The organism is Streptomyces sp. NPDC051109 (assembly GCF_044455885.1).
Classification (GTDB): domain Bacteria; phylum Actinomycetota; class Actinomycetes; order Streptomycetales; family Streptomycetaceae; genus Streptomyces.
Window position 1 is genome coordinate 76,578 of the sequence record NZ_JBITFF010000008.1, and the last position, 18,126, is coordinate 94,703.

Below are 18,126 nucleotides of genomic sequence, written 5' to 3' on the forward strand. Positions count from 1 at the left end.
GCCGTCCACATCCCGGACGGGGCGACCGGTGCACCCTTCATGTATCTATCCTGTGCGCATGCCGCCAGCCGCTCCCCCCGTCCAAGCCCCCGCCACCGCTGCCGAGCGCGTGTACCGGCACGTCAAGCAGGCCGTGTTGGTGGACCGCCGCTACGAGGGCGGCACCCTCCTCACCGAGGGCGAACTCGCCGACGCCGTCGGGGTGTCCCGTACGCCGGTCCGCGAGGCGCTGCTGCGGCTGGAGACCGAGGGGCTGCTGAAGCTGTACCCGAAGAAGGGCGCGCTGGTGCTGCCGGTCTCCGCGCAGGAGATCGCAGACGTCATCGAAACCCGGCTGCTGGTCGAGGAGTTCACCGTACGCAGGGCCGTGCCGGCGCCGCCCGCCCTGCTGGAGCGGCTCGCCGGGCTGCTGGAGGAGCAGCGCCGGCACGCCGCCGAGGGCGACCTCGCGGCGATGATGGCCGCCGACCGGGGCTTCCACGCCGAGATCGTGCGCAGCGCCGGCAACCAGATCCTGAGCCGGCTGTACGACCAGCTCCGCGACCGGCAGCTGCGGATGGGCGTGGCCCTGCTGCACGCGCACCCCGAGCGGGTGGAGCGCACGCTGGCCGAACACGCGGAGATCCTTGGGGCGCTGCGGGCCGGGGACGCGGAGACCGCGGCCGCGGCCGTACGGGGCCACGTGGGCCGGGTCGAGGCGCTGGTGCGGGGGACGGGCCGGTGACCGGCAACGGCGTCTTCCGGGATCCCCCGGGCGGCCGGAAGGCGGTGGCGGTCTGGTCCATCGGCGTCGCCGTCTACTTCGTCGCGGTGATCTTCCGTACGAGCCTGGGGGTGGCCGGGCTGGAGGCGGCGGACCGGTTCCACGTCAACGCCTCGGCGCTCTCGACCTTCTCCATCCTCCAACTCCTGGTGTACGCGGGCATGCAGGTGCCCGTAGGCCTGATGGTGGACCGGCTCGGCACCAAGAAGGTGCTGACGCTGGGCGCGGTCCTGTTCACGGCCGGCCAGATCGGCTTCGCGCTTTCGCCCTCGTACGGGATGGCCCTCGCGGCCCGCGCCCTGCTGGGCTGTGGCGACGCGATGACCTTCATATCCGTCCTGCGGCTGGGCACCCGGTGGTTCCCGGCCCGGCGCGGCCCGCTGATGGCGCAGCTGGCGGGGCTGGTCGGCATGGCCGGCAACCTGGTCTCCACGCTGGTGCTGGCCCCCGTCCTGCACGGGGTGGGCTGGGTCCAGGCGTTCGCGGGCAGCGCGGCGGCGGGCGTGGTGGTCCTGATCCCGCTGGTGCTCTTCCTGAAGGACCACCCGGAAGGCCACGAGCCGCCGGCGCGCGCGGGCGGCGCGGGCTTCGTACGCCGCCAGATCCGGGACTCCTGGCGGGAACCCGGCACCCGCCTGGGCCTGTGGGTGCACTTCACGACGCAGTTCCCGGCGATGGTGTTCCTGCTGCTGTGGGGCATGCCGTTCCTGGTCGAGGACCAGGGGCTGGAGCGGACCACCGCGGCGGGGCTGCTGACCCTGGTGGTGGCGTCGAACATGGCCTTCGGCCTGGTCTACGGCCAACTGATAGGCCGCCGCCAGTCGGCCAGGATCCCCCTGGCCCTGGGCACGGTCGGGCTCACGGCGCTGCTGTGGGCCTCGGCCCTGGCCTACCCCGGCCCCCGCGCACCGATGTGGCTCCTCGTCACCTTGTGCGTCGTCCTGGGCACCTGCGGCCCGGCCTCGATGATCGGCTTCGACTTCGCCCGCCCCGCGAACCCGCCGGAGCGCCAGGGCACCGCCTCGGGTCTGACGAACATGGGCGGCTTCCTGGCCTCGATGACCACCCTGCTGGCGGTCGGCCTCCTCCTGGACGCCACCGGCGACAACTACCGGATCGCCTTCTCGTCGGTCTTCGTGGTGGAACTCCTGGGCCTGAGCCAGATCCTCCGCCTGCGCCCGGCGGCCCTGAGGGCGGAGCGCATCCACCGGCCGGCCGCGCAGAGCCGCCACTCCTCGGACTCCCCGAGCCCGACCCGGGCCTGACCGGCCCGGCGACCCGTCCGCTGCCCGTCCGCCGCAGCCCGTCCGCGGTCCGTCCGCCGCTTGTACCCCGCAGCCCGTCCGCCGTCCGTCCGCCGCTGTCCGCGCCGGGCGGCGGCCCGGCGGGACAGACCCCCGTCCAGTCCCGCCGAAGCCGCCGCTCCGGCACGGCGCGGCCGACGAATGCCGACCCTACGGCGGCACGGCACCCCTGGATGTGCCAGGCGCGCAGGGCTCGTTGATCTTGCGCGCAAGGGCCTCCCGGACCGCCCACTGCCGGAACTCGGTGGGGCTGGCTCCGTACGCCTCCCGGAACGTCCGGCTGAACACGGAGGGGTTGGTGAACCCCCACCGCCTCGCCACCGCGTGGACGGGGTCGGCGAGGAGCCCCGGGTCCGCGAGATCGGCCCGGCACCGCTCCAGCCGGCGCTGCCGGATCCCGGCGGCCACCGTCTCGCCCCGGTCGCGGAAGAGCTGCTGGAGGTGGCGCAGCGAGATGCCGTGCCGGGCGGCGACGGCGGACGGGGACAGCTGCGGATCGCCGAGGTTGTGGGTGATGAAGGCCTCGATCCGTTCCAGCAGGGCGCGGGTGCGGGCTTCGGGCGAGAGGTCGTCCTGGGCGCCGAGCTGCCCGGCCAGGCAGGCGCCGACCAGGTCGTGGGCGACCGTCCCCAGCCGGTTCAGCTCCACCGGACCGCAGTCGGCCGCGTGCGCCGCCAGCGACTGCATGTACTGGGCGAGGATCGCCCCCATGCCGTGGCCGCCCGCGATCCGGTGTGCCAGCAGCCGTTCGACCCGGGCGCCGCGCAGCGGCATCGCATCGCGGGGGAAGGACAGGACGATCGCCCGGACCCGGCCCCCGTCCACGTCCGGGACGGCGTGCGACTCCATCGGCAGCGAGGTGTCCCAGAGCACCATGTCCCCGGTGAACAGACCCGATTCGTTCCGGTTCTGGGCGAGTGACATGGCCCCGTGGGTGACGAGCCCCAGCTGGTACTGCTCGGGATCGCTGCGCCGCACGTGGGCGGCGGTGCGCAGGGAGCGCAGAGAGCTGAACTCGAACGAGGACACCTGCACGCCGCCGAGGTCCAGGACGGACGCCTCGGCCCAGAAGTCCCGGACGCGTTCACTGCGGATCGCCGTGGACACGAGCTCCTGCGCGATCACGTCGGTGAACCAGCCGAGCCGCTCCGCAGCCGGTACTGCGGCGGCCGACATCCTTGACCACACCCCGAAAACCCCCTTCTCCCGCTCTGGCGTTGTCCCGCCCATGACAGGGACGTGACATCGAGGAGAGCGGTTCTCGGCCTTGGTGGGGGCGAAGCGGAAGGGGGCGCCGTGCGCGGCCCGGGCCGCCCGGCCGCTACGGCGTGACGGCGAAGTGGGCCAGGATCGCGTCCGCCAGCTCGGCGTCGCCCTCGACCTTCACCCGGTCCGCGACGGCGCCCGCGCGGACCCGCCCCGCCGCGAGGCGGACGTACGTCTGCCAGTCCGTCGTCAGCGTCACGGCCGGCCCCAGCGAGGGCGTCCCGTCCACCGACCCGCGTCCTTGCGCGTCCACGCGCACCGTCCGCATGAACTCCACGGGCCCGTGCACGTCGATCACGACCGCCGAGTTCGCCGGAGCCCCGGCCAGCTTCGCGACCACCTTGGGCAGCCCGGCCAGCAGGATGTCCCGCGCCACGTACGCCCCCGGCGAGTCCCAGTTCCCGGGCACGCCCAGCGCCGCCCGCAGGTCCTGCTCGTGGATCCACACGTCGAACGCCCGCAGCCGCAGCGCGAACTCCAGGGTCACCTGGTCGCCCAGCGGCCCCCGCACCATGGTGTCCGGATCCCGCTTCTCGTTCCGCAGCTGACGCGAGCGCCGGATGATCGTGTATTCGAGCTCCGAGGTCATCTCCGGCGCGGTGTGGTGCCGCCGCACGTCAACCTGGACCTCCATGTACCGGGTGAACTCGTCGACGACGTGCCGCAGATCCCGCGGCAGCGTGTGGATCGGCCGCGGATCCCCCAGCTGCTCGCACTCGATGCCGATGATGTGTGACACCACATCACGGACGGACCATCCGGGGCACGGGGTCGCCCGGTTCCACTCGCCCTCCGTCAGGGGGAGGACCAGCTCGGATATCGCCTCGATGGAGTGGGTCCACGCGTCGGCATAGGGCTGGAGACTGGGATGCGGCTGGACGGTCAACGGGACCCCTCGCGTGCTGTTCAGTGGCGCGTTTTCTGGAAGCGTGTGGACTGCTTCCAAAACTACGCTGCCGGTGAGCGCCCCGGCAGTGCTTTCGTGTGACGATCGTAGGCCCGAGTTGACGGCTTGAATGCCAGGACGGTGGTACTGTGCGCGCCTCGCTGATCCAAATCGCGGTGTCCGACGGGGAGTCGGTCACCTCACGCCGTGCCCGAGCGGCCGAGCTCGTACGGGAGCAGGCCGGCGCGGACCTGGTCGTGCTGCCCGAACTGTGGACGGTGGGCGCCTTCGCCTACGAGCAGTTCGAGACCGAGGCCGAGCCGCTGGACGGCCCGACGTACGAGGCGATGTCGAAGGCGGCGAGCGACGCCGGGGTGTGGTTGCACGCCGGTTCGGTCGTGGAGCGCGCGGGCGACGGCTCCCTGTACAACACCGCCCTCGTCCTGTCCCCGACCGGCGAGCTGGCCGCCACGTACCGCAAGATCCACCGCTTCGGCTTCGACCAGGGCGAGGCCGTGCTGATGTCGGCCGGGGACTCCCTGACCACGGTGACCCTGCCGGAGCAGGTCCTCGGCATCGCCACCTGCTACGACCTGCGCTTCCCGGAGCTGTTCCGCGGCCTGGTCGACGCCGGGGCCACCACGTTGGTCGTGGCCGCGGGCTGGCCGGCCCGCCGCCGGGCCCACTGGACCCTGCTCAACCGGGCGCGGGCCGTCGAGGACCAGTCGTACGTGCTCGCCTGCGGGCTGGCCGGTACGCACGCGGGCGTCGAACAGGCCGGGCACAGCCTGGTCGTGGACCCCTGGGGCGAGGTCCTGGCCGAGGCGGGCCCCGGCGAGGGCGTCCTCACCGTCGAGCTGGACCCGGCCAAGGTGGCCGAGACCCGCGAGCAGTTCCCGGCCCTGAAGGACCGCCGTCTGGGTCGCTGAGGGACCGTTTGCAACGTGGTGCTCCGGGTAGTCGGACGCGGGAACGGCAAAGCCGAGGAGGGGCGGGAGCATGTCCGAGCGGACCGACGACGCCGAGGCCGTGATCGACGCGGCCCTGGAGCCGCACGAACCCGCCCCCGGCGAGATCGAAGCCCGGGACCGGGTCCGCGCCGCGGCCACCGGCATGACCCACCGCCAGGCGGCGGCCGAGCTGGAGACGGCGCTGGAGGCCGTCGGCGACTGGGCGGACGCCGACGCGTCCGTGCGCGCCGCCGTCGCCGAATGGCAGCGCGTCACCGACCTGACCCTCGACCACGGCGGTCCGTACACCCCGGACACCGACTCCTACGTCCAGGGCCAGCTCGCCGCCCGCGCCCGCCACCGCGACCCCCGCTGACCGGCCGCCCGGGGGTTGCGCGGACCCGCGATAGGTTGCGGCCATGCCCCTGCTCTACGTGACCGACCTGGCGTACCCGGCGCGCGGCCGCCGCTACGGCGACGAGGACATCCTCCTCACCTCCCGGCTGCGCGAGCACTTCCCGCTCGCCCTGTGCCATCCGCTGGACGCGGCGGCCATGATGGCGGACTTCGACGCGGTGATCGTCCGCAACAGCGGGCCGGTCCTGCACTACCAGGAGGCGTACGACGCCTTCCGCGCGGCGGCCCTCGCCGCCGGCACCCGCGTCTACAACCCGCTCACGGGCCGCGGCGATATGGCCGGCAAGCAGTACCTCCTCGACCTGACCGCCTCGGGCCACCCCGTCATCCCCACGATCGACGACCCCGCCGACCTCGCGCTGCTCCCGTCGGTGCCCTCGTACGCGGTGAAGCCCAAGCAGGGCGCGGACTCCATAGGACTGACCTTCACCCCGCACCCTGAGGGCCCGGCGGGGGTGAACCTCATCCAGCCGCGCATCGACTTCGCGTACGAGGTCTCCTTCTACTTCGTCGACGACTCCTTCCAGTACGCCCTCTACGCCCCGGACCCGGCCCGCCGCTGGGAGCTGAAGCCGTACGAGCCCACGGCGGCCGACCTCGACTTCGCCCGCGGCTTCATCGCGTGGAACACGCTGTCGCACGGGATCCAGCGGGTGGACGCCTGCCGCGCCCCCTCCGGCGAGCTCCTCCTCGTCGAGCTGGAGGACCTGAACCCGTACCTCTCCCTGGACCTGGTGTCCCCGGCGGCGCAGGAGGCCTTCACCACCGCTCTGACGGAATCCCTCCGCTCCTTCCTCGCCGTCTGACGGCACGTCCGGTGTCAGAGGGGGATGCCACGCTTCCCCCATGGACAAGCAGACGTTCTGGAAGCTGATCGACACGGCCCGTACGGAGGCCGGTCCGGACCAGGTCGCGGCGCGCGCCTCGCAGTTGCTGGCGCGCTGCCCCGACGGCGAGATAGCCGCCGCCCAGCAGGTGCTGTGGGACCTGCTGGCCGAGTCCTACCGCAGCCCCCTGTGGGCCGCTGCGTACGTGATCAACGGCGGCTGCTCGGACGACGGCTTCGACTACTTCCGCGGCTGGCTCCTGACCCAGGGCGAGGAGGCTTTCGGCCGGGCCCTGGCCGATCCCGACTCCCTCGCGGACCACCCCGCCGTCCGCGAGGCGGCGGCGCAGGGCCTGGAACTGTGGGACGAGGAGGCCCTCTCGATCGCCTGGGCGGCCTACGAATCGGCCACGGGCCGCGAGCTCCCGGCGGACTCCTTCACGATCAGCTATCCCGCCCTGGACCCGACCTGGGACTTCGACTTCGACGACACCGCGGAGACCTCGACCCGCCTCCCCCGCCTGAGCGCCCTCTTCGACCAGGAGGTACGGCCGTGAGGGGGCGTTCGCGGGCGGATGGCAAGCTTGAAGCATGAACGATGCCGCCCCGGCGCACACCCCCGCGCCCCGCCGTGCCCGTCTCCGTGCTCCCGAGCTGGTCGGGAAGGGGGGCTGGCTGAACACAGGCGGGAAGGATCTGAGCCTCGCCGAACTGCGCGGCCGGATTGTCATCCTCGACTTCTGGACCTTCTGCTGCATCAACTGCCTGCACGTCCTGGACGAGCTGCGCGAGCTGGAGGAGAAGCACCGCGACACCGTCGTGATCATCGGGGTCCACTCGCCGAAGTTCGTGCACGAGGCCGAGCACGCGGCCGTCGTGGACGCCGTCGAGCGGTACGAGGTGCACCACCCCGTGCTCGACGATCCCGAGCTGGCCACCTGGAAGCAGTACGCCGTACGGGCCTGGCCGACGCTCGTCGTCATCGACCCCGAGGGCTACATCGTCGCGCAGCACGCCGGCGAGGGGCATGCGCACGCCATCGCGCGGCTCGTGGACGAGCTCGAAGCCGAGCACGAGGCCAAGGGCACGCTGCGCCGCGGTGACGGGCCCTACGTGGCGCCCGAGCCGGTCGCGACCGACCTCCGCTTCCCCGGGAAGGCGCTCGTGCTGCCGGGCGGGAACCTGCTCGTGTCGGACTCGACGCGGCACCAGCTCGTGGAGCTGGCCCCCGACGGCGAGAGCGTCGTACGGCGCATCGGCAGCGGCGAGCGCGGCTTCACCGCCGACGGGTTCAGCGAGCCGCAGGGGCTGGCGCTGCTGCCCGACGGTTCCGTGATCGTCGCCGACACCGTCAACCACGCGCTGCGCCGCTTCGACCCCGCGACCGGCGCCGTCGAGACCGTCGCCGGTACCGGCCGGCAGTGGTGGCAGGGCTCCCCGACCTCCGGTCCGGCCCTGGAGGTGGACCTGTCCTCGCCGTGGGACGTCGCCTGGTGGCAGGGCAAGGTGTGGATCGCCATGGCCGGCGTGCACCAGCTGTGGACCTGGGACCCGGAGACGGGGACCGTCGCGGTCTCCGCCGGGACGACCAGCGAGGGCCTGCACGACGGCCCCGCCCCGGAGGCCTGGCTCGCCCAGCCGTCCGGGCTCGCGGCCGCCGGCGACCGGCTGTGGATCGCCGACTCCGAGAACAGCGCCCTGCGGTACGTGGAACCCGCGGGCGAGGGGGCCGACGGGTACGTCGTACGGACCGCCGTCGGGACCGGCCTGTTCGACTTCGGGCACCGGGACGGCGACGCCGCCCAGGCCCTGCTCCAGCACCCGCTCGGGGTGACGGCGCTGCCGGACGGCTCGGTCGCGGTGTGCGACACGTACAACCACGCGCTGCGCCGCTTCGACCCGGCGACCGGGGAGGTCTCCACCCTGGCCACCGACCTGCGGGAGCCCAGCGACGCGGTGCTGGTCGGCGAGGACATCGTGGTCGTCGAGTCCGCCGCGCACCGTCTGACCCGGCTGCGGCTGCCGGAGGAGGCGGTACGGGTCGACGCGGTCGCCCACCGCACGCAGCGGGCCGCCACCGAGGTCGCCGCCGGCACGCTCCGGCTCGACGTGGTGTTCCAGGCGCCGACCGGGCAGAAGCTCGACACCCGCTACGGGCCGTCGACGCGGCTGCTGGTGTCCTCGACCCCGCCGGAACTGCTGGTGGGCGGCGAGGGGACCGGGACGGACCTGTTCCGGGAGCTGGCCCTGAACCCGGAGGTCACGGAGGGCGTGCTGCACGTCTCGGCGATGGCTGCCTCGTGCGACGACGACCCGGCGAACGAGTACCCGGCCTGCCACGTGCACCAGCAGGACTGGGGCGTGCCGGTGACCGTCACCGCCGACGGCGCCACCCGGCTGCCGCTCGTCCTCGCCGGGATGGACGCCTAGGCATCCGGCGTGACGACGTCGTACGGCCGGGGCCCGCTGGGGTCCCGGCCGTACGGCTTCGGCTCAGCCTTCCTGCCCGTCCTCGTACTCGTCCTCGTCCTCGTTCTGCCCGCGGTCCTCGTCCTGGCCCTGGTCTTCGGGCTTGGCGTGGTCGGTCTTCTGGCCGTTGTCCTCGGGCTTGGCGTGGTCCTCGTGCCGGCCGTGCTCCTCGGGCTTGCCGTGGTCGGCCTCCTGCCCGTGCTCCTCGGGCACGGCGTGCTCCTCGGATTTCTCCTTGCCCTTCTCCACGTCGGCCACCAGCAGGTTCGGGTCGATGCCCGTGAGGAAGGCGCCGCTCGTGACGAAGACCTTGTGGTGGCGGACCGCCACGGACGTGGGTCCGGACAGCCCGTCCTTCCCGGTCAGCACGATGGTGTGGGTGCCATCGGGCCGGACCAGGGCGAGCTCGCTCGCGGTGGTGTTGAGCGCGGCGAGCACCGTCTCGCCGTGTCCGGCGAACGCGAAGTCGTCGATCCCCGTCAGCCCGGTGGCGTGCGTCCTGATCCTCCCCGCGGACCCGTCCCGCTCGACCGGGATCCGCAGCAGCGTGGCCCGGTCGAAGTTCGACACCCAGACCGCGTGGTCGCGCACCTTGATGCCGTTCGCGCCGATGAACGTGGTCGGCTCCAGCGCCGTGCCGGTGGCCCAGGCGGTCACTTCGGGCTCGTCGTCCAGGGAGATGCGCCACACCGTGCCGAGGACGGAGTCCGCGGCGTAGAGCAGGCCGAGGTGCTCGTCGAGGGCGAGGCCGTTCACGAAGCCCCTCGGTGACAGGTCGACGAGCTTGGAGACCTTGCGGTCGGGCGTGATCCGGTAGATGCCGGTCTCGGGCGTTCCGGTGTTGTAGCCGACGTAGAGCGTGCCGTCGTGGGTGCGGACGATCCCGGACACGACGGCGACGCCGAGCAGCGGCGTCTGCGGGTCCGCGACGTCGGGCAGGGTTGCGAGGATCCGCTTGCCGCCGTGCCGGTCCACCCGGACCACCTGCCGGGCGAGGGCGAGGGTCAGATCGGCGGAGCCGTCGGGCTCCAGGGCGATGTTCTCGGGCGTCTGGCCGGCCTCGAAGTCGAAGTGCGCGAGGATCCGCGGGTCCTTGAGGGACAGCGACGCGTCCGGGGACTGCGGCGGCTTCGGAGTGGCGGCCGCGGGGGCGGCCACGAGCAGCGCGAGGGCGACGCCCACGGCGCCCGCGACGCGCGGCATGAGGAAGAGGCGGAACAGGCGGAGCACGGGACTCTCCTTGTCGGCCGGGAAGGACGGAACCCCAGCACAACATGACGGAGTGTCACCATCGGTTCATCACACCGCGTGGCTGCCCGAGATCGACCCGCCCGGCCGAATCCCGCAGCCGGATCCCGCAGCCGGATCCCGCGCCGCCCCCCGGTCCGGGAAGCGGCGCGAGGCGGCCCGTACGACGGGCGTCAGCCCTCCAGGAACGCCACCAGCGCGTTCGCGAGCAGGTACGGGTCGTCCGCACCGCACAGTTCGCGGGCGCTGTGCATCGACAGGATCGCGACGCCGATGTCCACCGTCTGGATCCCGTGCCGGGCGGCCGTGATCGGCCCGATCGTCGTCCCGCACGGCATCGAGTTGTTCGAGACGAACGTCTGCCACGGCACGCCGGCCCGCTCGCACGCCGCCGCGAACACCGCGCGCCCGCTGCCGTCCGTCGCGTACCGCTGGTTGACGTTGACCTTCAGGATCGGACCGCCGTTGGCGCGCGGGTGGTGCGAGGGGTCGTGCCGCTCCGCATAGTTGGGGTGCACGGCGTGGCCGGTGTCCGAGGACAGGCAGATGGTGCCCGCGAACGCCCGCGCGCGGTCCTCGTACGTGCCTCCACGTGCGAAGACGGAACGTTCCAGCACGTTCCCCAGCAGCGGCCCGTCCGCGCCCGTGTCCGACTGCGAGCCGTTCTCCTCGTGGTCGAACGCGGCCAGCACCGGGATGTGGTCCAGCTTGTCGGCGGTCGAGGCGGCGGCCAGAGCCGCGACGCCCGCGTGCACCGAGACCAGGTTGTCCATGCGCGGGCCGGCCACGAGCTCGCGGTCGCGCCCCAGGTACGACGGCGGCTCGATCGAGTGGACCATCAGGTCCCAGCCGGCCACCGAGCCCTGCGGCAGCCCCTCTTCCTCCTCCAGGAAGGCGATGAGGTCGCCCTCCTGGGCGTCGCCCAGACCCCAGATGGGCTGCATGTGGCGCTGCTTGTCGAGCTTGAGCCCTTCGCTGTTGACCGACCGGTCCAGGTGCACGGCCAGTTGCGGGACGCGCAGCAGTGCCCGGTCCACGTTCACCAGCCGCTCGCTGCCGTCGCGCAGGGTCAGCCGGCCCGCGAGGCCCAGGTCCCGGTCCAGCCAGGTGTTGAGCAGGGTGCCGCCGTAGACCTCGACCGCGATCTGCCGCCAGCCCTGTGAGCCCGTGTCAGGCAGCGGCTTGACCCGGAGGTTGGGGGAATCGGTGTGCGCGCCGACGATCCGGAACGGCATGTGCGCGGTCGCGCCCTCCGGGACGAACCAGGCGATGAGCGCGCCGCCGCGCAGGACGAACCGGCCTCCGCTGCCCGAGTCCCAGGCGTCCGTTTCCGACAACTGCCTGAAGCCTGCCTTTTCCAGCCGCTCGGCCGCATTGGCCACGGCGTGGTACGGCGACGGACTGGCCGTCAGGAAGGTCATCAGATCGTCGGTGTGGCCGCGGTCGAAGCGGGCGGGAGAGCTCATGTGGTTCACCTTAACGACGGTCGTGTTCGCCATGGTCGGACTGCGGCGGATAGCCGAAACGCCGGGACCGCGGGCTGTGTGGTCCACTTCCCGGCGGCTTTCAGCCCGGCGGGCGCTCGAATCTGCGCTGCAGCTGCCTGCGCTCGCCCCGGCGGATGCGCGGGAGCATCTCCGGGGTCGTCGCGGAGCGCTGCGCGCGTCTCTTGCGTCCGGCGCAGAAGATACAGGCCTCACCGGGCGGCGCGTCCGGGTCGATGGGTGCGCCGGGGTGCTCGGAGCAGCCGGAGGCGTTGCGCGGCCGGGACAGCTCGCGGGCCACGATGAACGCCCGGTGGAGGTCGTCCGCTATCCGGACGAACTCTTCCGCGGGGGAGGAGAAGCCCAGGTGGAAACGGCGGTCCTCGACCGTACGGAGGTGGTCGCGCAGGGCCTGCAGCGTGTACGGGGGATCCGGCACGGGATAGCCCAGCCGGCGCTGCTCCCCCGCGGGCGGGGCGGCCGCCGCGGCGCGGGCGCCCTGGGCGCGCAGCCCGAGGCGGCGCCGGTTGTTGCAGATCAGGCAGCGGCCCCAGCCGTCGGGCGCCTCTGGGTCCAGGGCCCCGTTGGGGTGCTCGGGGCAGCCGGTGTAGCTCTTGGCGGGCGCGAGCCCGGCGGCCGTCTGGAAGGCGGTGTAGAGGGCATCGGCGACGGCCTCGTACTCCGCGGGGTGGGCGCCGTCGTACAGCTCCCGCAGATGGTCGCCGAGGCTGCCCAGGGCAGCCTGCAGCTCCTTGAGGGCGTACGGCCGCCCGGTCGGGACGGAGTACCCCCTGCTGTGGCTGTGCTGCTCTGCCGGACTCATGCCTACGAGCGTCCCACGAACCACCGACAACCTGTGAATGCCGACGGCCGGGCCCCTCTGCGGGGGCCCGGCCGTCGGGCGGATGGGCGCAAGGGCTAGAACGCGGCCTCGTCGAGCTCCATCAGGGAGTTGTCGACGGCCTCGGCCAGCGCGCGGGCCACCGAGACGTTCGGCAGCACCTGCGAGGCGAAGAACTTCGCCGCCGCGATCTTGCCGGTGTAGAAGGGGACGTCCTTCGAGGGGGCGCCGGCGGCCAGCTTCTCGGCGGCCACGGCCGCGCCCTTGAGCAGCAGGTAGCCGACGACCACGTCACCGGACGCCATCAGCAGGCGGGTGGTGTTCTGGCCGACCTTGTAGATGTTCTTGACGTCCTCGCCCGTGGCGGTGAGGTCGACGATCATCTGGCCGACGATGGCCTCCAGGTCCACGGCGGCCTTGGCGAGCGCGTCGCGGGCGCCGGCCAGCTCCTCGCCGCCGACGGCCTCGGCCAGGAACTTCTTGATCGTCTCGGAGAGGACGTTCAGGGAGGCGCCCTGGTCGCGGACGATCTTCCGGAAGAAGAAGTCCTGGCCCTGGATCGCCGTGGTGCCCTCGTAGAGGGTGTCGATCTTGGCGTCGCGGATGTACTGCTCGATCGGGTATTCCTGCAGGTAACCGGAACCGCCGAAGGTCTGCAGCGACTGCGCGAGCTGCTCGTAGGAGCGCTCCGAGCCGTAGCCCTTCACGATCGGCAGGAGCAGGTCGTTCAGGCCGATCTCGGCGGAGGCGTCCTCGCCCGCGGCCTGCTTGAGCTGGATCGCGTCCTGGACGGAGGCGGTGTACAGCACCAGGGCGCGCATGCCCTCGGCGTACGCCTTCTGCGTCATCAGCGAGCGGCGCACGTCCGGGTGGTGCGTGATGGTGACCTTGGGGGCCGTCTTGTCCATGAAGTTGGCCAGGTCCGGACCCTGCACGCGCTCCTTGGCGTACTCCAGGGCGTTCAGGTAGCCGGTCGAGAGCGTCGCGATGGCCTTCGTGCCGACCATCATGCGGGCGAACTCGATGATCATGAACATCTGGCGGATGCCGTCGTGCTTGTCGCCGATCAGCCAGCCCTTGGCGGGGTGCTGGTCGCCGAAGGTCATCTCGCACGTGTTGGAGGCCTTGAGGCCCATCTTGTGCTCGACGTTCGTCGCGTAGACGCCGTTGCGCTCGCCCAGCTCGCCGGTCTCCCAGTCGAAGTGGAACTTCGGGACGAGGAAGAGGGACAGGCCCTTGGTGCCCGGGCCGTGGCCCTCGGGGCGCGCGAGGACGTAGTGGAGGATGTTCTCCTCCATGTCGTGCTCACCGGACGTGATGAAGCGCTTCACGCCCTCGATGTGCCAGGAGCCGTCCTCCTGCTGGATCGCCTTGGTGCGCCCCGCGCCCACGTCCGAACCGGCGTCCGGCTCGGTGAGGACCATGGTGGAGCCCCAGCGCTTCTCGACCGCTATCTGGGCGACCTTCTTCTGCGCCTCGTTGCCCTCTTCGAAGAGGATGCCGGCGAACGCCGGGCCGGAGGAGTACATCCAGATGGCCGGGTTCGAGCCGAGCAGCAGCTCCGCGTAGGCCCAGATGAGGGAGCGGGGCGAGGTGGTGCCGCCGATCTCCTCGGGCAGGCCGAGGCGCCAGTACTCGGAGTCCATGAAGGCTTCGTAGCTCTTCTTGAAGGACGCCGGGACCGGCGCGGTGTTGGTGGCCGGGTCGAAGACCGGCGGGTTGCGGTCGGCGTCCGCGAAGGATTCGGCCAGCTCGTTCTCGGCGAGGCGGGCGATCTCGGACAGGACGCTCTTGGCGGTCTCGGTGTCCATCTCACCGAACGGTCCGGTGCCGTACAGCTTGTCGCGGCCGAGCACCTCGAAGAGGTTGAACTCGATGTCGCGGAGATTCGACTTGTAGTGCCCCATGGCGACGGCTCCGTTAAGGCTCGGGAAGACAGGTTCCTCGTACATACCAATCGGTAACGTCATGATGCTACCCGTGGGTAATAAGACGCAACCCCCGATGTGGCGACTGTGACCAGGGTCAAGCCGCGCACCGGCCGGCGGCCGGACGGGAACCCTGGCGGGAATGCGCGTCCACGGGGTCGGGGCCGCTCGGTAGGCTTCGCCCCATGTACGGCTACGACCAGAACGTGAGCGCAGGGCAGCAGCAGTACGCCGCCCCGCAGCAGATGGCCGGCGGGTACGGCGAGCAGCCGCTGTACCCCGAGCCCTCGCCGCCGTCGCTCGCCGACGCGGTGCGGGCCTTCACGACGGGGTCGCTGTCCGCCGAGGACTTCCAGCAGATCTTCGCCACGTCGAAGGTCTACTGCCCGCGCGGTGAGACCCCGGGCTTCCTGGCGCTGCACAACACGCAGCAGCCGGTGATCCCCATGTTCACCACGCTCAAGGAGCTCCGCCGGTACGCCGGCAAGGAGTCCAAGTACTTCGTGATCACGGGCGCCGAGGTGATCGACCTGCTGCCGACCGGCTACGGCTTCGTCCTCGACATGGAGGGCGACCACCGCATGGTCTTCGATGCGAAGGCCGTGGAGCAGATGGTCGACTACGCGATGCGCCGCATGTACGGCTGACGCGCACGGCTGAACGCACGGTTGTACACGCACGGCTGAACGCACGGTTGTACACGCACGGCTGAGCGGCCGTTTCCGGCCGGTGCGCCAAGGGGGCGGGCGGGGCGATGCTGCGGGTGCACTTCACGGCCGAGGACCTGCTGAACGTCACGTTCGCGGCCGAGCCCTCCCCCCTGGTGGAGCTGTCGATGGCGCTGATCGCCTGGCAGCGCGTGGACGAGCAGGCGGTTTTCGGCCGCTGGCGCAGCCGGGTCGGCCGGGAGTTGCCGGACCGGGCGCGCCCGCTGCTCGACCTGCTGCGGCCCGACGGCGACAACCCGCAGTTCCTCGAACCCCTGGCGCTGAGCCTGGAGGAGGGGCTGGCCGCCGTACGGGCCGCGGGCCCCCTGCTGACCGCCGGGCAGCTGCACCGCACCGCCGCCCGCGCCCCGGGCCCGGCGTCCTGGCTGCGCGCGCTCTGGGGGCAGGACCGCGAGGCGTGGGACCTGCTGGACGGCGCGATCCGCTGCGCGTACGAGGCGGTGGTGGCCCCGCAGTGGCCGCGGATACGGCAGTCCTTCCGGGCGGACGTCGCCTGGCGCACGCGGCTGCTGGCCGCCCACGGCATCAAGGCCTGCCTGGCGAGCGTCCATCCGGCGGCGGCCTGGTCGCAGACCGCTTTCGAGGTGGCTCTGGATCCGGACTACGAGGTCCGGCTCGGCGGCGCCGGCCTGGTGCTGATGCCCTCGGCGTTCTGGACGGGGCGCCCGCTGCTGGCCGGCCAGCCGGACGGGTCGCACGTCCTGCACTACCCGGCGCTGACCCCGCTGCCCCTGGCCGGGCCGGAACGGGCGCAGGGCGCGCTGGACGCGCTGCTGGGCCGGACCCGCGCCGCCGTACTGCACCTGCTGGTCGAGCGGCGGACCACGAGCGAGCTGGCCCGGGACCTGGACATCAGCCTGCCGTCGGTCTCGGAGCACACGCGGACGCTGCGCGCGGCCGGGCTGATCACCACGGAGCGGGACGGCAAAGCGGTCCTCCACTCGGCCACGGGGCTCGGCGTGGACCTGCTGCGCAGCGGCGGCTGACGGCCGCCGATCCTTTCGGGCACGCCCGAAAGGATCGCGCCCGGCGCCCGGGGTCCCCAACATCGGTGCTGCGGGGGAGAGCACGGGGGCCCCGCTCCACTGACGGACCAGGGAGACGCGATGTCACGCATATCGATCCGCACGAAGCTCGCCGCACTGGCGGCCACCGGGGTGCTGGCGCTGGGCACGGGGGTCCTCGCGGCAGCCCCGGCGCAGGCTTCCGACCACACGGTCGACGGGTGCCGTTCCGGGTTCGCCTGCATCTACACCGAGGGCCTCGGCTCGCACACGGTGGAGTGGGCCCGGGACGTCGCGGGCACGTACAACCTCAGCAACATGAACCACGAGCGCTGGGTCCTCAACAATCAGACCGGGAACTGGAAGTTCCGGCTGTGCACGGGTTACAACGGAACCGGCAGCTGTGAGTACATGCCGATCGACAGGTGGCAGTGGCGGGACATCACCCCCATCAACTCGGTCATCGTTTCGCCGTAACCGCATACGCACAGGTGACAGGCTCAGGGCCCCGGGGGAATGTCCCCGGGGCCCCTTCTGTTCTGTGGGGTGTGGCAGAAAGTTCGAGTTTCAACTAAACTCGACGCCAGAAGGAGGTTCCGACCATGCCTGCAGTGACTGTGGAGAACCCGTTGGCGCTCCCCCGCGTCGCCGAGCCCGCTCAGGAGACCGCCGCCCGCAAGGTGCTGGCCGTCACGACCGCCCCGGGCGGGTTCGAGGGCGAGGGGTTCCCGGTGCGCCGCGCGTTCGCCGGGATCAACTACCAGTACCTCGACCCGTTCATCATGATGGACCAGATGGGCGAGGTGGAGTACGCGCCGGGCGAGCCCAAGGGCACCCCCTGGCACCCCCACCGCGGCTTCGAGACCGTCACGTACCTGATCGACGGGACCTTCGTCCACCAGGACAGCAACGGCGGCGGCGGAGTCATCAACGGCGGTGACACCCAGTGGATGACCGCCGGCTCCGGCCTCCTGCACATCGAGGCCCCGCCGGAGTCCCTCGTCGTGTCCGGCGGCCTCTTCCACGGCCTCCAGCTGTGGGTGAACCTCCCCGCCTCCGACAAGATGATGCCCCCGCGCTACCAGGACATCGGCGGCGGCCAGGTCCAGCTCCTGTCCACCCCCGACGGCGGCGCCCTGCTCCGCGTCATCGCCGGTGACCTGGACGGCCACGCCGGCCCCGGCATCACCCACACCCCGATCACGATGATCCACGCGACCGTCTCCCCGGGCGCGAAGGTCACCCTCCCGTGGCGCGAGGACTTCAACGCCCTCGCGTACGTCATGGCCGGGCGCGGCAGCGTCGGCGCCGACCGGCGGCCCGTCCACACCGGGCAGACGGCGGTCTTCGGCGAGGGCGGCTCGATCACGGTGCGGGCGGACGAGTCCCAGGACGCGAACACCCCGGACCTGGAGGTCATCCTCCTCGGCGGGCGCCCCATCCGGGAGCCGATGGCGCACTACGGGCCGTTCGTCATGAACAGCCGGCAGGAGCTCCAGCAGGCCTTCGACGACTTCCAGGCGGGCCGTCTGGGGACCATCCCCACCACCGCCCGGGAGCGCTCGAAGTCGGCGGACCAGCACTCCTGACCGCCCCCCTGCGCCGCCGGCGGCGCAGGGCCTCCGCCGGTTGCGTACAAGAGGCCCGCCACGCCGGGTACAAGCCGGCCAGGACCCCGGTGACCAGTCCGATCAGCGGCGCCACGGCGCCGGTGGGCGGCGGCGTCACCGGGGTCCGGTCGCGCCGCGCCGACACGCCGCACGGTCGGGGTGCCGGGCGTGGCCGCGCCCCCCAGGGCCCGTCACGGCCCGATCTCCCCGGTCCGCTTCCAGCACCGCGACGAGCGTGGTGTCGGCGGGGCCGACCGCCCCGATCACCAGGCAGACCGCCGCCGACAGCCGGAACAGCCGGTCCAGGTCCGAAGTCACCCCCGCCCGCAGCGTCTTCGGGTCGGGCGGTGGCGCGGGCGTCAGCCGGTCGGGATGGCCCGGGCGCAGGGCGAGCGGGACGTC

17 protein-coding genes and 1 pseudogene are annotated in these 18,126 nt (G+C 72.2%); 11 read left to right on the forward strand and 7 right to left on the reverse strand.

Translation table 11 applies throughout. From position 1 onward, the window contains the following. The first annotated feature begins 58 nt into the window (after positions 1-58). Positions 59-724, forward strand: a complete 666-nt coding sequence (locus ACIBAD_RS17010; protein ID WP_398907456.1) for a GntR family transcriptional regulator — start codon at positions 59-61, stop codon at positions 722-724. Then, on the forward strand, positions 721-2,028 hold the full coding sequence (locus tag ACIBAD_RS17015; RefSeq protein ID WP_398907458.1) for a nitrate/nitrite transporter: 1,308 nt from the start codon (positions 721-723) through the stop codon (positions 2,026-2,028). Before ACIBAD_RS17010 ends, ACIBAD_RS17015 begins: the two co-directional genes overlap by 4 nt. Before the next feature lie 189 nt (positions 2,029-2,217). Here ACIBAD_RS17015 and ACIBAD_RS17020 read toward each other — a convergent pair whose 3' ends face one another. Together ACIBAD_RS17020 and ACIBAD_RS17025 are read right to left on the reverse strand one after the other, a co-directional pair. Beyond that, positions 2,218-3,243: a helix-turn-helix domain-containing protein gene (locus tag ACIBAD_RS17020; RefSeq protein ID WP_398907460.1), complete on the reverse strand. Its 1,026-nt coding sequence runs from the start codon at positions 3,241-3,243 to the stop codon at positions 2,218-2,220. A 145-nt stretch (positions 3,244-3,388) separates the two neighbouring features. Continuing rightward, positions 3,389-4,219, reverse strand: a complete 831-nt coding sequence (locus ACIBAD_RS17025) for a maleylpyruvate isomerase family mycothiol-dependent enzyme (RefSeq protein ID WP_134072724.1) — start codon at positions 4,217-4,219, stop codon at positions 3,389-3,391. 149 nt (positions 4,220-4,368) lie between these two features. Here ACIBAD_RS17025 and ACIBAD_RS17030 point away from each other — a divergent pair, with 149 nt between their 5' ends. The 5 genes from ACIBAD_RS17030 to ACIBAD_RS17050 all read left to right on the forward strand — a co-directional run bounded on the left by ACIBAD_RS17030 (position 4,369) and on the right by ACIBAD_RS17050 (position 8,842). Further along, positions 4,369-5,148: a carbon-nitrogen family hydrolase gene (locus ACIBAD_RS17030; protein WP_134072722.1), complete on the forward strand. Its 780-nt coding sequence runs from the start codon at positions 4,369-4,371 to the stop codon at positions 5,146-5,148. A 70-nt stretch (positions 5,149-5,218) separates the two neighbouring features. Continuing rightward, positions 5,219-5,545 (forward strand): hypothetical protein, encoded by a 327-nt coding sequence (locus ACIBAD_RS17035; RefSeq protein WP_398907463.1) that lies wholly within the window; start codon positions 5,219-5,221, stop codon positions 5,543-5,545. A 43-nt stretch (positions 5,546-5,588) separates the two neighbouring features. Continuing rightward, complete coding sequence (locus ACIBAD_RS17040; protein ID WP_398907465.1) at positions 5,589-6,392, forward strand: hypothetical protein; 804 nt, start codon at positions 5,589-5,591, stop codon at positions 6,390-6,392. Between the two features lie 40 nt (positions 6,393-6,432). After that, positions 6,433-6,969 (forward strand): DUF4240 domain-containing protein, encoded by a 537-nt coding sequence (locus ACIBAD_RS17045; RefSeq protein WP_398907467.1) that lies wholly within the window; start codon positions 6,433-6,435, stop codon positions 6,967-6,969. A gap of 34 nt (positions 6,970-7,003) precedes the next feature. Further along, positions 7,004-8,842, forward strand: coding sequence for an NHL domain-containing thioredoxin family protein (locus ACIBAD_RS17050; RefSeq protein WP_398907469.1), 1,839 nt, complete (start codon positions 7,004-7,006; stop codon positions 8,840-8,842). Positions 8,843-8,905: 63 nt separating this feature from the next. Here the strand turns inward: ACIBAD_RS17050 and ACIBAD_RS17055 are convergent, their stop codons facing one another. The 4 genes from ACIBAD_RS17055 to ACIBAD_RS17070 all read right to left on the reverse strand — a co-directional run bounded on the left by ACIBAD_RS17055 (position 8,906) and on the right by ACIBAD_RS17070 (position 14,361). Next, a complete protein-coding gene (locus ACIBAD_RS17055; protein WP_398907471.1) occupies positions 8,906-10,111 on the reverse strand; it encodes a hypothetical protein in 1,206 nt (401 codons plus the stop codon). Positions 10,112-10,302: 191 nt separating this feature from the next. Then, positions 10,303-11,595: a M18 family aminopeptidase gene (locus ACIBAD_RS17060; RefSeq protein ID WP_134072716.1), complete on the reverse strand. Its 1,293-nt coding sequence runs from the start codon at positions 11,593-11,595 to the stop codon at positions 10,303-10,305. Between the two features lie 100 nt (positions 11,596-11,695). Next, complete coding sequence (locus ACIBAD_RS17065; protein WP_134072714.1) at positions 11,696-12,436, reverse strand: hypothetical protein; 741 nt, start codon at positions 12,434-12,436, stop codon at positions 11,696-11,698. A gap of 95 nt (positions 12,437-12,531) precedes the next feature. Continuing rightward, positions 12,532-14,361 (reverse strand): acyl-CoA dehydrogenase, encoded by a 1,830-nt coding sequence (locus ACIBAD_RS17070; protein ID WP_134074481.1) that lies wholly within the window; start codon positions 14,359-14,361, stop codon positions 12,532-12,534. A 206-nt stretch (positions 14,362-14,567) separates the two neighbouring features. Here ACIBAD_RS17070 and ACIBAD_RS17075 point away from each other — a divergent pair, with 206 nt between their 5' ends. The 4 genes from ACIBAD_RS17075 (at position 14,568) to ACIBAD_RS17090 (ending at position 17,703) form a co-directional block, all read left to right on the forward strand. Continuing rightward, on the forward strand, positions 14,568-15,029 hold the full coding sequence (locus tag ACIBAD_RS17075) for an SseB family protein (RefSeq protein ID WP_099890461.1): 462 nt from the start codon (positions 14,568-14,570) through the stop codon (positions 15,027-15,029). A 107-nt stretch (positions 15,030-15,136) separates the two neighbouring features. Next, complete coding sequence (locus tag ACIBAD_RS17080; protein WP_134072710.1) at positions 15,137-16,096, forward strand: winged helix-turn-helix domain-containing protein; 960 nt, start codon at positions 15,137-15,139, stop codon at positions 16,094-16,096. Positions 16,097-16,216: 120 nt separating this feature from the next. Further along, positions 16,217-16,591 (forward strand): hypothetical protein, encoded by a 375-nt coding sequence (locus ACIBAD_RS17085; protein WP_134072707.1) that lies wholly within the window; start codon positions 16,217-16,219, stop codon positions 16,589-16,591. A 125-nt stretch (positions 16,592-16,716) separates the two neighbouring features. Next, complete coding sequence (locus tag ACIBAD_RS17090) at positions 16,717-17,703, forward strand: pirin family protein (RefSeq protein WP_398907475.1); 987 nt, start codon at positions 16,717-16,719, stop codon at positions 17,701-17,703. A gap of 19 nt (positions 17,704-17,722) precedes the next feature. On the opposite strand, the pseudogene ACIBAD_RS17095 reads toward ACIBAD_RS17090, so the two are convergent. Further along, positions 17,723-18,126: pseudogene (locus tag ACIBAD_RS17095) on the reverse strand (ABC transporter permease); the annotation flags it as partial.

What these genes read in the sequence shown, in the direction of transcription:
- ACIBAD_RS17070 (WP_134074481.1), bottom strand. Translation starts at nt 14,361, where the DNA reads ATGGGGCACTACAAGTCGAATCTCCGCGACATCGAGTTCAACCTCTTC.
- ACIBAD_RS17035 (WP_398907463.1), top strand. Translation starts at nt 5,219, where the DNA reads ATGTCCGAGCGGACCGACGACGCCGAGGCCGTGATCGACGCGGCCCTG.
- ACIBAD_RS17040 (WP_398907465.1), top strand. Translation starts at nt 5,589, where the DNA reads ATGCCCCTGCTCTACGTGACCGACCTGGCGTACCCGGCGCGCGGCCGC.
- ACIBAD_RS17085 (WP_134072707.1), top strand. Translation starts at nt 16,217, where the DNA reads ATGTCACGCATATCGATCCGCACGAAGCTCGCCGCACTGGCGGCCACC.
- ACIBAD_RS17075 (WP_099890461.1), top strand. Translation starts at nt 14,568, where the DNA reads ATGTACGGCTACGACCAGAACGTGAGCGCAGGGCAGCAGCAGTACGCC.
- ACIBAD_RS17060 (WP_134072716.1), bottom strand. Translation starts at nt 11,595, where the DNA reads ATGAGCTCTCCCGCCCGCTTCGACCGCGGCCACACCGACGATCTGATG.
- ACIBAD_RS17010 (WP_398907456.1), top strand. Translation starts at nt 59, where the DNA reads ATGCCGCCAGCCGCTCCCCCCGTCCAAGCCCCCGCCACCGCTGCCGAG.
- ACIBAD_RS17045 (WP_398907467.1), top strand. Translation starts at nt 6,433, where the DNA reads ATGGACAAGCAGACGTTCTGGAAGCTGATCGACACGGCCCGTACGGAG.
- ACIBAD_RS17020 (WP_398907460.1), bottom strand. Translation starts at nt 3,243, where the DNA reads ATGTCGGCCGCCGCAGTACCGGCTGCGGAGCGGCTCGGCTGGTTCACC.
- ACIBAD_RS17050 (WP_398907469.1), top strand. Translation starts at nt 7,004, where the DNA reads ATGAACGATGCCGCCCCGGCGCACACCCCCGCGCCCCGCCGTGCCCGT.
- ACIBAD_RS17090 (WP_398907475.1), top strand. Translation starts at nt 16,717, where the DNA reads ATGCCTGCAGTGACTGTGGAGAACCCGTTGGCGCTCCCCCGCGTCGCC.
- ACIBAD_RS17080 (WP_134072710.1), top strand. Translation starts at nt 15,137, where the DNA reads ATGCTGCGGGTGCACTTCACGGCCGAGGACCTGCTGAACGTCACGTTC.
- ACIBAD_RS17065 (WP_134072714.1), bottom strand. Translation starts at nt 12,436, where the DNA reads ATGAGTCCGGCAGAGCAGCACAGCCACAGCAGGGGGTACTCCGTCCCG.